Below are 13,571 nucleotides of genomic sequence, written 5' to 3'. Positions count from 1 at the left end.
GCCCTGGGAACTGCAGACGGCCTCGGTCAAGGAGGACGGCTTCAGGCTGGTGCACATCCCGATGCGGGAAATACCCACGCGCCTGGCTGAGCTGCAGGAAATCGGAGCCGGCACCGGCCAGCCGATCGCCTGCCTCTGCCACCACGGCATGCGCAGCCTGCAGGTGGCCAACTATCTGACACAAAGCGGCTTCACCGAGGTCGTCAACCTGCAGGGCGGCATTGACGCGTGGTCGCAGCAGGTGGACCCGTCGGTCCCTGTGTACTGACCTTTGCCGCCGCTGCGCACCGTACTCACTCCATCCACCCATTCCTCAGGACCTTTATGACCACGCCCAAGAAACCGCCGGCGCTACGCCTGTCGATGTTGCCCCTGTCGATTGCCGTCACCGCAGCGCTGATGATGGCGGCGCCGGCCGCGCAGGCCCAGAGCCTGGTGGAACTGTATGAGTCGGCCCGCGCCTTCGACGCTGCCTACCAGTCGGCCAAGCTGCAGTACGACGCCAACCTCGCCAGGGCCGACCAGGCCAAGGCCGGCATCTTGCCGACGGCAGGCATTTCGGCGGGTGTGTCGCGCACCGGCTTTGAAAACACCGCACCGGTGATAGACCGCAGCTTCAACACACAAAACGCCACGCTCAACCTTTCGCAGCCGCTGTACCGACCGGCCAACTGGGCCACCTACCAGCAGGCCTCCAGGCAGGTCGAGCAGTCCCAGGCGCAACTCGAAACCGCCAACCAGGACCTGATCGTGCGCACCAGCCAGGCGTACTTTGACGTGCTGGCCGCACAGGACACGCTGACGTTTGTCCGGGCGCAAAAAGCCGCAGTGGCCGAGCAGCTGGCGTCGGCCAAGCGCAACTTTGAAGTGGGTACATCCACCATCACCGACACCCGCGAAGCGCAGGCGCGCTACGACCTGGTCATCGCCCAGGAAATCGCCGCCGAAAACGATTTGCGCGTCAAAAAAATCGCGCTGGACACGCTGGTCGGGAAAACCGAAACGCAACCCAAACCCCTGCTGGCGCCCGTCAATTTGCCGGCCGTGGTACCTGCCGATGTGAACATCTGGGTGCAGCAATCAGAAGCAGTGCACCCGAATATCCGTCTGGCGCAAAGCGGGCTGGAGATCGCCGACCTGGAAGTCAAAAAAGCCGAAGCCGGCCACAAGCCGACGCTGGACGCGACGGCCAGCTACAACGTGACGCGCAACCCGTCGGGCACGGCCACCACCATCCCGCCGTTTGCCTTTCGCACCAACACAACCACCATCGGTGTGGTGCTGAACGTGCCGCTGTTCGCCGGTTTTGCGACGCAAAACCGCGTGCGCGAAACCCTCTCGCTGAAAGACAAGGCGCAAAGCGACCTTGAAGGTGCGCGCCGCACCGTGGCCCAGGCCACGCGCACGGCCTATTTCGGCGTGCTGTCGGGCCAGGGCCAGGTCAAGGCGCTGGAAGCCGCCGAGCTGTCAAGCCAGAGCGCACTGGATGCCAACAAGCTGGGTTACCAGGTCGGCGTCCGCATCAACATCGATGTCCTCAACTCGCAGAGCCAGCTGTTCCAGACCAAACGCGACCTGGCCAAGGCGCGCTACGACGTGCTGTTGGGCGACCTGAAACTGCGCCAGGCCAATGGCACGCTGACACCGGAAGACCTGCAAAAAATCAACGCACTGCTGGCCAGGTAAATCGCGGTACGCTTCACAACACTCCAACAAAGGCCCGGCCCGGGGCCAGAATTTCCATGTTGATGCCCGCACACAATCCCCTGCCCTTGCCGATAGAGGCTGAACGCGTGACCGATGCGCCGGTACACATCCCCAAAGGCCCCAGCTTCGAGCTGATCGAGGAAACCACCTGGGAAGAACTCAAGCGCGCGGGACGCCAGCAACCGTTTGACAAACCCGTGCTGGTCAAGGGCGGCATCCATCACTGGCCGGCCTGGAAAAAATGGTCGTTTGAATTCCTCGCCGACGTCTGTGCCGGCAAGGGCGCCGAGGTGCCGGTCAAGTTTACCGATGGCCTGGTCGAACAGGGCGTGACCAAGGGCCGCCCCTTCCTTCCGGTTGCGCCCTACCTGCGGGAACTCGGCAAGGCGGCGCAACGCACGCCGGACCCCATGGCAGGTCTGCTGCCCAAGCCGGTGCGGGACAGCTACAAACCCGGCGAGCGCTTTCACCTGAACTGGGCCCACATGCAGTCGTTCAAGCCGACGACCTTGTACCTGGCGCAGTGGGACATCCTCGAAAAATACCCCGAGCTGCGGCGCGACCTGCTCATCAAGAGCCTGTGGCCCGGCCGCATGACCTGGGAATACGTGTTCATGGGCCCGGCCAATACCGTGACCGGCCTGCACAACGATTTCCCGCACAACTGGTTTGTGCAACTCCAGGGCGTCAAGGAGTTCATCCTTTTCTCACCCGACCAGCGCCAGCACATGTGCCCGGCCGCCAAATACGACTGGGGTGCCACGCTGAGTGACATCAACGTCTCGCGCCTGCCCGAGCAAGTCCGCGAACTCGCCTCCTTCGAAAAAGCCCATGGCTACCACGCCCGCGTTGAAGCCGGCGATGCCCTGTTCATCCCCAAGCGAACCTGGCATTCAGTGGTGTCAGTGGAGCCCTCCATCAGCCTGGGCATGTTTGGCCTGACGCCTTATGAAGTGGCGACCGGCGGCGCCTGGGCCACGCTGCGCGACTGGGCGCATCACCTGCGCCTTTATGCCTGGGGCAACTGCACTTGTCATCAGGTACTGAAGTAGCCCCCAAGCTCCCACTTCGTGTGGCTACCCCCCCCCCGAGGGGCCGCTGCGCCTGCGGTCTGGCAAAGCCAGTCCCGCGGCCCCGGCCTGAAAGGGGAAATCCGTGCTCGCTAGATACTAGATGAGTGTCAGGATGACGTAGGTGCCGAAACCGAAGAGGCACGCGGCCATGAAGAGCAGCATCCAGAACCAGATCGGTACCCGTAGTTTGGTTTTGGATGGTTCGGTCATGGTGTGGCCTTACTTCGCTGGGGCTGCCAAAAAGCTCTCGAGCGCACTCACCGTCTTCACCGTGGCGCCCCGATTGCGGTCGGCGAAGGCCAACCCGGCCGCCACGGAGGCTGCGCGTGCTTCGGGTTTGTCCATCAGCTTTCGGGCGGCACGCACGCCCTGCTCCATGTCGACCACACGCCGGGCTGCACCGGCCTCGATGGCCAGCTCGGCGGCTTCGGTGAAGTTGAAGGTATGGGGGCCCATCACGACCGGGCAGCCACAGGCAGCCGCCTCGATCAGGTTTTGCCCGCCCAGCGGCGCGAAGCTGCCGCCCAGCAAGGCGACATCGCTCATCGCGTAATACAGCGCCATTTCACCCAGCGAGTCGCCCAGCCACACATCCGCATGCAGCGCATCGTCGTTCACGGCCGGACCGCCCGCCGTATCGGGCCAGTGCGAGCGGCGCGAGACGCGCAGGCCGTGCTGCTGCACCAGAGCCTCCACCTCATTGACGCGTTGCGGGTGGCGCGGCACCAGCAACACCCTGAACTGGCTTCCCGGCCCCTCCTTGTGTGCTTCTGCCTGCAATTCATTTGCTACAAAATTGATAGCTTGTTGCGCCCGCTCAGATTGGGCTGTGGCACTTAATTGCTTTAAAAATTCCTGCTCTTCGCCTTCACGTGAGCTGGCAAACATAAGCACCGGAAGCCCGAGCGTCCGGCGCCAGACCTTGCCTTTTTCCAGCTGGGCGTCGTCGGGCGAAGCGTCAAATTTGAGGTTGCCGAACACGCCGCTCACCGCAGCACCCGCCTGGCGAAAGCGCCGGGCGTCGTCATCGGTCTGGGCATACACCGCAGACAACGCCGCGTAAGCCGGAAACGACAGCGGCGACATTTTCAGCGCCTGCTGCAGGGATTTTTCAGACAACCTGCCGTTCACCAGCACCAGCGGCATGGCACGCGCCTGGGCTGCGGCCACCATGTTGGGCCAGATCTCGGTTTCCATCAGCAGGCCCAGGCGTGGCTTGAAGTGGCCAAAAAACCGCGCCACTGCGCCCGGGCTGTCCCAGGGCTGCCATACCTGCACGTCGCCGGGCTGCAGCAGGGCCACGCCCTCGGCACGTCCGGTGGCCGTGCCATGCGTCAGCAAAATACGCAAGCCGGGGTGTTGCGCGCGCAGCGCCTTGAGCAGCATGGCCGCCGTGCGCGTTTCGCCGAGCGAAACGGCATGCAGCCAAACCAGCTCAGAGGCGGTTTCCACCGGCTGGGTGTAGTGGCCAAAGCGTTCCTGCACCGCCTGAAGGTAGCCGGGCTCCTGCCTGCCGCGGCGCGCCAATTTGCGGCGCAGCAGCGGCTGACCCAGCCACATCAGAAGCGAATAAAGTTTCAGGGCCAGCGCACTCATTTCGCCCCGCCGGCACGGGTGGGGCTGCTCACCGCCCAGCAAGCCAGCCAGGCCTGCCAGACGGTTTCCACCGTGGGTGCCGGGCGCGCAAACACGCTGACCTGCCGCCCCCCGTGGCCAAGGGTGCCGGGGCCGGTGCGCCACGCCGTGTCGAAGTTGTAGATCTGCACATGCGGCAAATCCAGCGCCACGGCAATATGGCTGACACCGCTGTCGACACCAATGACACCGGCGCACTGCGCCAGCGCTTCAGTGAGCGCGTCGAGCGGCAGCAGAGGCAGCACCAGGGCGCTGTCCGCGGCGGTTTTGGTCAGCGCCTGCGCAATGGCCTGGCTGGTGGCCAGCTCGTGTGCGTTGCCGTGCGCCAGTGCCACCGGGTAGCCGGCCGCATGGAGGCGCCGCCCCAAGGTGATCCAGTGGTCCAGCGGCCACTCCTTGTCGGCGCGCGAGGTGCCGTGGACCAGTACCACCCGGCCTTTCGACGCTGCAGGTGCTATCTTTTCAGTAGCTGCTTGCGCCCGTCCCTCAAGGGCTGCAGGTATTTTTAATCCAAAATCCGGCGCGCCTTTCAGGGTGTAGCCCAGCGCGCGCGCCGCCAGCTCGCGCGAGCGCTGCACCGCGTGAATATGCGGTGGGAGGGTGATGGCCATGTCGGCCACCCAGCGGGTAGGCGCTTCATAGCCCGAGCCCTCGGTCTGGTTGGCCAGCGCGTAGCGTTTGCCGCCCGGCGCCAGCGCGGCAAGCCGCGCCACCAGCGCCGACTTGGTCAAGCCCTGCAGGTCGATGACGGCGTCATAGGCCTCACGTTGAAGTTCGCGCTGGAAGGCACGCCATTCGTTTCGCGTTGCCAGCGTCCAGAATGATTTGCGCCAGCGCCGGATCTCACAGGGAATCACGCGGTGCAGACCTTTGTGGCGCGCCAGCAAGGGGGCAAAGGCCTTTTCCACTACCCAGTCAATCTGCGCGTCCGGGAGCGCGGCGTGGATGTCCTGCACTACCGGCAGGGTGTGCACCACGTCGCCCAGGGAGGACAGCTTGACCAGGAGAATTTTCATGAGGTATTTTAGGCCCCCACGGTCGTTCGCTTCGCGTAACTCCCTGCCCCCCGAGGGGGCCGCCCGCCTGTGGCCCGGCAAAGCCGAAAAACTGGCACACCCCTATCGGGCTCACTGCGTGTAGCCCTTTTCCCCTTGCAGGGGACGGTGCCTGCGGCCCGGCAAAGCCGGTTCCGCTGCACCCGCTGGCTTGAAGAGTTCAATGGGCGTAACTAACGGAGGTATTTCACCAGTGGGGGCCGAGGGTCCGGCTTTGCCGGCCCCAGGCGCCGCCCCCTCGAGGGGGGAACAGACTACACGCAGTGAGTCTGGAAGGGGGTGAGCTTAATGTGAGGCGGCAGCGAAGCTGGCGCCGGGCTTGACGCTCCGCAACAAGGTCAGCATGTCGGTCTCGATGCGCTCCAGTGCCTTTTGGGTGTGGCCCTCAAAGCGCAGCACCAGCACCGGCGTGGTGTTGGATGCACGGATCAATCCAAAGCCGTCGGGCCAGTCAACGCGCACGCCATCAATCGTCGAGATCCTGGCAGGCGCCGCGAATTTCGCGGATTTGATCAAGGCCTCCACCACCGTGTGCGGCTCGCCTTCCTTGCAGGCCACGTTCAGTTCGGGCGTGCTGAAGCTGGTAGGCAGGGCATTGAGCACGATGCCGGCGTCGGGCACGCGGCTCAGGATTTCCAGCAAGCGCGCGCCGGCGTAAGTGCCGTCGTCAAAGCCGTACCAGCGCTCCTTGAAGAAGATATGGCCGCTCATTTCGCCGCCCAGCGGCGAATCGACTTCTTTCATCTTCGCCTTGATGAGTGAGTGGCCGGTCTTGTACATCAACGGCACACCACCAGCGGCCTCGATCTCGGGCGCCAGGCGCTGCGAGCATTTCACGTCGAACAAGATGGTGCCGCCCGGCACGCGTGAGAGCACGTCGCGGGCAAACAGCATCATCTGCCGGTCGGGGTAAATGTTCTGGCCGTCTTTGGTGACGATGCCGAGGCGGTCGCCGTCGCCGTCAAAGGCCAGGCCCAGTTCGGCCTTGCCGCTTTGCAGGGCCTTGATCAAATCCTGCAGATTTTCGGGCTTGCTGGGGTCGGGGTGGTGGTTGGGGAAATTGCCGTCCACTTCACTGAAGAGTTCGGTCACCTCGCAGCCGAGCGCGCGAAAGATCGCAGGCGCCGAAGCGCCGGCTATGCCGTTGCCAGAGTCGATAACGATTTTGAGCGGACGCTCGAGCTTGATGCCGGACACGATGCGGTCGCGGTAGGCCGTTTCAACATCGACCTGGCGAATGGCGCCGGCCTGGGACGGCAACACCCATGTCTCGCCTTCCATCGCGCGGCGCAGCGCCTGGATTTCTTCGCCATAAATGGCGCGGCCTGCCAGCACCATCTTGAAGCCGTTGTAGTCCTTGGGGTTGTGACTGCCTGTGACCTGGATACCGGAAGCCGTGAGGGTGCTGGCCGCAAAGTACAGCATGGGGGTGGTCACCATGCCGACGTCGATCACTTCCATCCCCACCGCGGCCAGGCCGCGCATCAGCGCTGCACTGAGCGATGGCCCGCTGAGGCGCCCGTCACGGCCTACCGCCACGGATTTCTCACCTTCGGCCAGCGCCGCCATGCCAAAAGCCTTGCCCAGCGCCTCGGCCATTTCCTCATGGATGGTGGAGGGCACGACACCGCGGATGTCGTAGGCCTTGAAGATGGACGGGTTGATTTGCATCGGCGAGATCCTTCAATTTGATGGGTTTGATTGTAGGGGGCGGTCCTTTCGCGAACTGTAGGCCGCCACCGTTTCCAGGGGGCCCGTTCAGACTATGGAAAGCTTCGCCAAAGTGGTATCTAACCGGTCTCCAACGAGGCAAAAAACAGCTAGCCTGGACAGGAATTTTGAAGGCTTTTTCGACCAAAGGGACATGTCCGAAAACGGCTAGTCAACAGCCTGCTGCGGCGTATCATTTCCCTCATGAACCGCGAAACCACCCCTCTTGCCGACAACGACTGCTACCTTGCCCTGAAGGCGCGGGACGCCCGGTTTGACGGCAGCTTTTTCACCGGTGTGACCTCCACCGGCATCTATTGCCGCCCGGTCTGCAGCGTGAAAACCCCCAAGCGCGAAAACTGCCGCTTCTTTCACCACGCTGCCCAGGCCGAGAGCGCGGGCTTTCGTCCCTGCCTGCGCTGCCGGCCCGAGCTGGCGCCGCATTCAGTGGTGTGGTCAATACAGGATGCGTCCTACATCCTGGCGCACCAGGCGGCGCGCCTGCTGGATGAGCCCGAGGTGTGGACCGAGGAAGCACCTTCTGTAGAAAAGCTGGCCGCCAGGCTGGGCGTGAGCGATCGCCACGTGCGACGGATTTTCGAGGCACAGTTCGGCGTCTCGCCCATGCAATACCTGCAGACGCACAGGCTGCACACGGCCAAACAATTGCTGGCCGACACCAATCTGCCCATCACGCAGATTGCGCTGATCAGCGGTTTTGCCAGCGTGCGGCGCTTTAATGCTGCCTTTGTGGAGCACTACAAACTCAACCCCACGCAGCTTCGGCGCCAGGGCCCGGCCCGGGTCGGCGAGGTGGGCGAAGGCGTCATCGTGCGGCTGGGCTACCGCCCGCCCTATGACGTGCAGGCGATGCTGGCCTTCTTCAGCAAGCGCTGCATCAGTGCCATTGAATTCATTGACGCGGACGCTGCGCAGCCCGCTCTGGGCCGGACTTTCAGCATCGAGTCGGGCGGCAAGCTGCATGCCGGCTGGCTGCTCGCAAGCTTTGATGAAAGCCGTTCGCAGTTGGTGCTGCGCGTCAGCGATTCGCTGCGCGAAGTGTTGCCGCTGGTGATACGCCGCGTGCGCACCACCTTTGACCTGGACGCTGATCCGGCCACCATCAACAGCGTACTGCACGACAGTTTTCCCGAAGGCGACGGCCTGCGAGTGCCAGGCGCGCTGGATGGCTACGAGCTGGCGGTGCGCGCCGTGCTGGGCCAGCAGATCACCGTGGCCGCCGCGCGCACGCTGGCGCAGCGCATGGTGGACCGTTTTGGCGAACCCGTGGAAACACCGTGGCCACAGCTGACGCGCCTCTTTCCCGCCCCGGCCGTACTGGCCGCAGCCAGTGGCGATGCGCTCGGGCAACTGGGCATCGTCAGGCAGCGCCAGGCCGCCATCGTGGGAATCGCGCAGGCAGTGGCAGAAAAACGCCTTCAATTGCACAGTGGCGCCGACATCAACACGACGGTGGCTACGCTTAAAGGGTTGCCCGGCATCGGTGACTGGACGGCGCAATACATAGCCATGCGGACATTGCGCTGGCCCGATGCGTTTCCTTCAGGCGATGTGGCGCTACACAAGGCGCTGGGTGTGCAGGAAAAAAAGAACCCGGCACGGGAGGCTGAGCTGGCCTCGGATGCATGGAAACCCTGGCGCAGCTACGCGGTGATACGCGCCTGGAGCGGCACGCTCGAGCGCCCCGGCTGACGGCGCAATAGCGACAACATGCCGATTCATGCGTTCGGGGAATGAATGCAGCGCTTCGATTTCATTGGACGGTCCAGCGCCTTGGCGCGAACATCGCCGGTGAATGATCGAGCCAGTCTTTGCCCGYAAAAGAGACAAGTCAGCTTAAGCCGCCTATTCAGGCCCGAAAAAGACCTGATAAGGCAGAAACTCGAAACCATTCAAAGGTGAACAAGATGAAATTCGACAACTCCGTCGTCCAGACGACCTTCCACAGCCCCCTGGGGGAAATGATCATTGCCGCGACTGACAAAGGCCTGGCCGGCACCTGGTTTGCCGGCCAGCGTCACCTGCCGCCGCAACTCGTGAAACCTTATGTGTGGCGCGAAGACCCGGACCACCCGGTGCTCAGGCAGACCATCAAGCAACTCACGGAATACTATGCCGGCACACGCACCGAATTCGACCTGCCGCTGGACCTGGGTCACGGAACGGCCTTCCAGCAGTCGGTATGGCAGGCGCTGCTGGCCATTCCGCAGGGCGGCACCCTCAGCTACGGCCAGGTGAGCCAGCGTATCGGCAAGCCGCAAGCCGTGCGCGCCGTGGGCGCAGCAGTCGGGCGCAACCCGGTCAGCGTGATCGTGCCCTGCCACCGGGTGCTGGGCTCCGATGGCTCACTCACAGGCTACGCAGGCGGCCTGCACCRCAAAACCGCCTTGCTTAAACTCGAAGGCGCACTTCAGGAGAACAYGCTGTGAGTTCCAGTCCCTCCGGTATCGCTGCGCCGGTGGGTGCGGCCCTCACCAAGCCCAAAAACTGGGCTGCCGATTTTGTGATGCTGGCCGCCATCTGGGGCTCGTCCTTCCTCTTCATGCGCATCAGCACGGTGGAGTTCGGTCCCCTGCCCACCGCCGCAGTGCGCGTGGGCATTGCGGCGTTGTTTTTGTTGCCCATCGTGTGGCTGCGCGGCCTGTTGCCTCACCTGAAGAAAAACTGGAAACGGATTTTTTTCATCGGCGTGCTCAATTCAGGCATTCCGTTTGCATGTTTTTCGTTTGCACTGCTGTCCATCACCACGGGCCTGTCGGCCATCCTCAACGCCACCGTCCCCATGTTCGGCGCACTGATCGCCTGGCTGTGGCTCAAGGACAAACCCAATGCCTCGCGCATCCTGGGCCTCTTCGTGGGTTTTGCCGGCGTCGCCATGCTGGCCTGGGACAAAGCCACCTTCAAGCCCGATGCCTCGGGTGTAGCACCGGGCTGGGCCGTGCTGGCCTGCCTGTTTGCCTGCCTCTGCTACGGCATATCCGCCAGTTACACCAAACGTTATCTGTCAGGCATGCCGCCGCTGGTCACTGCGGCGGGCAGCCAGATTGGCGCCACACTGGGCCTGGCCCTGCCGGCCGCCTGGCTGTGGCCGGCGCAGATGCCGGGCGCGCATGCCTGGCTGGCGCTGCTGGCCGTAGGTGTGGTCTGCACTGGGCTGGCCTATATTTTGTTTTTCCGCCTGATCGAAAACGCCGGCCCGCCGCGCGCGCTGTCGGTCACCTTCCTGGTGCCGGTGTTTGCCGTGATCTATGGCGTGATCTTCCTCGGTGAGCRTGTGACGGCCTGGATGGTGATCTGCGCCGTGGTGATTGTGTGCGGCACGGCGCTGTCGACCGGCCTGCTCAAGCTGGGCCGCAAAGGCCCGACGCAAGGATGACTTCGGCCCGCAAGACCAAGCTCAAGCTGACCGCGCCCAAGCCTCGCAACCCTCTGGTGGCGCCGGCGTCGCAGCGCAAGGCCGGCTCGCACCGCAAATCCGAAGCGAGCCTGCGCAAGAAGGAAAAGATGGCGCTCAAAAAGCAGCTGTTTCAGCTGTAAATATGCGCGTCTCCCGGGTTGGGTGAGAATCGTGGCTCCAACCATCCGATTCAAACAACCAGATCGACTCGCATGCAGCAGTTCGACGTTCATGGCCAGTCGACCTGGCGCCGCACCACTTGATCGACTTCAACAACGTGAATCCAGCGAAACTGATGCCCAATCCCTGTTTCGAGCGAACGCCCAGCCGACAGCTTCGTTGTCCGTCAACGACACGCCCATGCTAAACGTCAGGCCGCACAATCTGCCACCCACCTCATGTCAAGTTCCCACCCTGAAGAGTCGCAGCAACCAAAGCGCGCTACCTGGCGCGGCCTCCTGATAGGCGCTTTTTTGCTCACGATCACCTGGCTCGGCGCTGTAATGCTGGAACCGGATCTTGTGGATGCCTCAGTCCAATCCGCAGATCCTTCCGTCATACGTGTCAACACGCCTATGTATTCTTCGGGCAGTTTCCGGCAACCTCGGCCGCCTGGCGCATTGCCTTATGGTCGTTGGGGCTGCCGGTTTCTTTTTTTTTCGGGGCATGGCTAGGCGCGCGGTGGCAAAGTGCGGCCTAAACCTTACCCAATCCGTACCTGACTCGAACTCCAGGCCTATACAAAATATGAACTATCAATACCTGCTCATTGCGATATCCACGGCATCACTGATGGCATGTGCAATTCCACCGACAACAACGGCTCAACAGAAGGCAGTGATAGCAGGACCCAATGATGCCAATGCGAAAAGCTTCCTCCTTACACAGGTGGTCACGCAAGTTCCACTTGGCAGCCGGGTTCTGAATATCCAGTACGGCTGGAGCTGCTTCACGGGCAACTCGGTCGACTGGCGCGGCGGAAGAATCAACCTGACAGATGACGAATTCAAGGATGCCTTTCGCAAAGAGTTCACTCAGTCCAACTACAAGGTTGCGGGCGACCCAAAAGCCCTGTTTGTTGACAAGACCGTTGCGAATGCGGAGTTGCTTGTCGCTGGAGCCATTGAAAAATACGAGTCCAATCTCTGCTTTCCTTTCTCCGGCAGCCCAAATGCAGATATCGGCATTACCGGCAAGCTAAAGGGTTCCACTTACCTGCAGGTTCGCTGGCAAGTCTTTAGCACAGCCTCCGGAAAAGTTGTTTTTGAAACCACGACAGATGGGTCTTTCAACGCTCCGGAAATTACTTCCGGCAGCGTGCCTGAGTTCCTTAAAAAGGCATTTGAGGCAAATGTCAGAAATCTGCTGGCGGAGCAGCGCCTGTATGAACTTGCAAAACCGGGCAAAGATGCCGCAAAGGCCAGCCCCATATGATCCATTAGGGACTTCGCGACGTCTGGCTGGCCCTACTGCAACGCGCCCGCCACCACATTGATGCTAAGCGCCAGGATCAGCATATTGAAGCCGAACGACAGCACGCTGTGCACCAGCGTGAGACGGCGCATCTCGCGCGAGGTGACCTGCACGTCGGAGACCTGCGAGGTCATGCCGACCACGTGGGCGTAGTACAAAAAATCGAAATAGTCCGGATCCAGCCCTCCGGGAAAACACAGGCCAGGCCCATCGGGCTCTCCGAGTTTTTCCTCGTGGTAATAGCGGTGCGCGTAGCGAAACGCATAAATGGTCTGCATGAACAGCCAGGAGGCGGCCAGTGCCGCGACTGACAACACGATGCGCAGCGTGCGCTCCATCCCTGACAGATTTTTGGACTGCTGCATCATGACCGTGATGGCCGCGACGCAGGCCATGGTAGCCAGCAGCATCAGCAAAAACAGGACCACGCTGGGCTCATCTTGTGCCTGCGCGCGCTCGCGCGTGCGTTTGGCGTCGAAACGCACGCACAGCCACCAGGCCAGCCACAGGTAAACGCCGACTCCGGCACACCAGCCCAGCAGGCCGCAAAACTGCCAGCCCAGGGGCAACGGTAAGGCCGCCACCACCAGCCCGGCCACCAGACCCAGGGTGAGACGCTGCGGTCCCGTGGTTTCGGAGAAATGTTTGCGCATGGGTGCATTGTGGGGCCGGTGGCGCCCCAGCTTCAAGCCCGCAGCCTCAAGGCAGGCTTGAAGAACCGACGGTGCGTGCCGGTACCACTCGTGGCAATGCGCGTTGTCCATGGTCGGGTGCGCTTCAACCTTCATCGGGATTGTCAACACCCTGAACACTACATAACAGGCAATTCCGTCGTTGAGAGCACCTGCTTCAGCACGACGAAGGTGCGGATCTGCCGCACCCCCGGGAGGTAGAGCAGCTCCGCGGCATGCAGGCGGTTAAACGATTCGTTGTCCTGCGTGCGGACGGTGACGAAATAGTCGAACTCGCCCGTCACCACCACGCATTCCAGGCAGCCCGGCACCTTCTGCACCGCTTTTTCGAAGTCGGCGAAGGACTGCGGTGTGGACCGGTCCAACACCACGCCGATCACGACCAGCATGCCAAGGTTCAGCGAAGCAGGATTGAGCAACGCGACGATGCGCTGTACCAGGCCCATCGACTTCAGGCGCTCCACCCGGCGCAAGCAGGCTGCGGGGCTCAGGTGCACCTTGGCTGCCAGTGCCACATTGGAGATCGATGCATCGCGCTGGAGCAAGCGCAGGATCACTCGATCAACCCGGTCCAGGTCAGGTCGCGGGGTAGTTGTTTCATTCTGTAAACGCACTTTTATTTCTCTTTTTTCTTTAATCACACACTTCTCCAAATTTCTGAATTCAATTATTCAAATAATTGATCTCAAAAGTCAATCATGTTGCAACCCTGTTGCGTGGCCTCGGCGATAGACTTTCCTTGACTCCTCAAGCGGATTTCCGACATGCCCTCCAACTTTGCCGCTTGGGAATTCTGGATATCCCGAAA

The 13,571-nt window shown here is 62.2% G+C and carries 13 protein-coding genes; 8 read left to right on the top strand and 5 right to left on the bottom strand.

Annotated elements, in window-relative coordinates; translation table 11 throughout:
• From AC1DWI_RS02850 to AC1DWI_RS02840, 3 genes are all read left to right on the top strand, one after another.
• Positions 1-268, top strand: a 268-nt coding sequence (locus AC1DWI_RS02850) for a rhodanese-like domain-containing protein (RefSeq protein ID WP_477724344.1), incomplete at its 5' end; no start/stop codon positions are given.
• 56 nt (positions 269-324) lie between these two features.
• Positions 325-1,686: a TolC family outer membrane protein gene (locus AC1DWI_RS02845; protein WP_477668057.1), complete on the top strand. Its 1,362-nt coding sequence runs from the start codon at positions 325-327 to the stop codon at positions 1,684-1,686.
• Between the two features lie 56 nt (positions 1,687-1,742).
• Positions 1,743-2,759, top strand: a complete 1,017-nt coding sequence (locus AC1DWI_RS02840) for a cupin-like domain-containing protein (RefSeq protein ID WP_477699688.1) — start codon at positions 1,743-1,745, stop codon at positions 2,757-2,759.
• 240 nt (positions 2,760-2,999) lie between these two features.
• Here AC1DWI_RS02840 and AC1DWI_RS02835 read toward each other — a convergent pair whose 3' ends face one another.
• The 3 genes from AC1DWI_RS02835 to AC1DWI_RS02825 form a co-directional block, all read right to left on the bottom strand.
• Positions 3,000-4,376, bottom strand: a complete 1,377-nt coding sequence (locus AC1DWI_RS02835; protein WP_477668059.1) for a 3-deoxy-D-manno-octulosonic acid transferase — start codon at positions 4,374-4,376, stop codon at positions 3,000-3,002.
• Positions 4,373-5,431 carry a lipopolysaccharide heptosyltransferase I gene (gene waaC / locus AC1DWI_RS02830; RefSeq protein ID WP_477668060.1) on the bottom strand — a complete coding sequence of 353 codons (1,059 nt, stop codon included), beginning with the start codon at positions 5,429-5,431 and terminating at the stop codon, positions 4,373-4,375. The genes AC1DWI_RS02835 and waaC overlap by 4 nt, the downstream gene beginning before the upstream one ends.
• A gap of 324 nt (positions 5,432-5,755) precedes the next feature.
• Entirely contained in the window at positions 5,756-7,141 is a 1,386-nt protein-coding gene (locus AC1DWI_RS02825) for a phosphomannomutase/phosphoglucomutase (RefSeq protein WP_477668061.1), read from the bottom strand.
• A gap of 243 nt (positions 7,142-7,384) precedes the next feature.
• Here AC1DWI_RS02825 and AC1DWI_RS02820 point away from each other — a divergent pair, with 243 nt between their 5' ends.
• From AC1DWI_RS02820 to AC1DWI_RS02800, 5 genes are all read left to right on the top strand, one after another.
• On the top strand, positions 7,385-8,893 hold the full coding sequence (locus AC1DWI_RS02820; protein ID WP_477668062.1) for a DNA-3-methyladenine glycosylase 2 family protein: 1,509 nt from the start codon (positions 7,385-7,387) through the stop codon (positions 8,891-8,893).
• Between the two features lie 215 nt (positions 8,894-9,108).
• The gene (locus tag AC1DWI_RS02815; protein ID WP_477724343.1) at positions 9,109-9,630 is read left to right on the top strand and encodes a methylated-DNA--[protein]-cysteine S-methyltransferase; all 522 of its coding nucleotides are present in this window, start codon (positions 9,109-9,111) and stop codon (positions 9,628-9,630) included.
• Positions 9,627-10,577, top strand: a complete 951-nt coding sequence (locus AC1DWI_RS02810) for a DMT family transporter (RefSeq protein WP_477724342.1) — start codon at positions 9,627-9,629, stop codon at positions 10,575-10,577. The genes AC1DWI_RS02815 and AC1DWI_RS02810 overlap by 4 nt, the downstream gene beginning before the upstream one ends.
• The gene (locus tag AC1DWI_RS02805) at positions 10,574-10,738 is read left to right on the top strand and encodes a hypothetical protein (RefSeq protein ID WP_477668065.1); all 165 of its coding nucleotides are present in this window, start codon (positions 10,574-10,576) and stop codon (positions 10,736-10,738) included. Before AC1DWI_RS02810 ends, AC1DWI_RS02805 begins: the two co-directional genes overlap by 4 nt.
• Before the next feature lie 607 nt (positions 10,739-11,345).
• On the top strand, positions 11,346-12,032 hold the full coding sequence (locus tag AC1DWI_RS02800) for a hypothetical protein (RefSeq protein ID WP_477668066.1): 687 nt from the start codon (positions 11,346-11,348) through the stop codon (positions 12,030-12,032).
• A 32-nt stretch (positions 12,033-12,064) separates the two neighbouring features.
• On the opposite strand, the gene AC1DWI_RS02795 is transcribed toward AC1DWI_RS02800, so the two are convergent.
• Positions 12,065-12,724, bottom strand: coding sequence for a DUF1345 domain-containing protein (locus tag AC1DWI_RS02795; protein ID WP_477668067.1), 660 nt, complete (start codon positions 12,722-12,724; stop codon positions 12,065-12,067).
• Between the two features lie 158 nt (positions 12,725-12,882).
• Positions 12,883-13,383 carry an Lrp/AsnC family transcriptional regulator gene (locus tag AC1DWI_RS02790; RefSeq protein WP_477724345.1) on the bottom strand — a complete coding sequence of 167 codons (501 nt, stop codon included), beginning with the start codon at positions 13,381-13,383 and terminating at the stop codon, positions 12,883-12,885.
• Positions 13,384-13,571 lie beyond the last annotated feature (188 nt).

The sequence above is a fragment of the Polaromonas sp. P3_C2 genome (assembly GCF_056402675.1).
The sequence above is the reverse complement of the archived record's forward strand: the minus strand, read 5'-3'. Positions and strand labels throughout refer to the sequence as shown.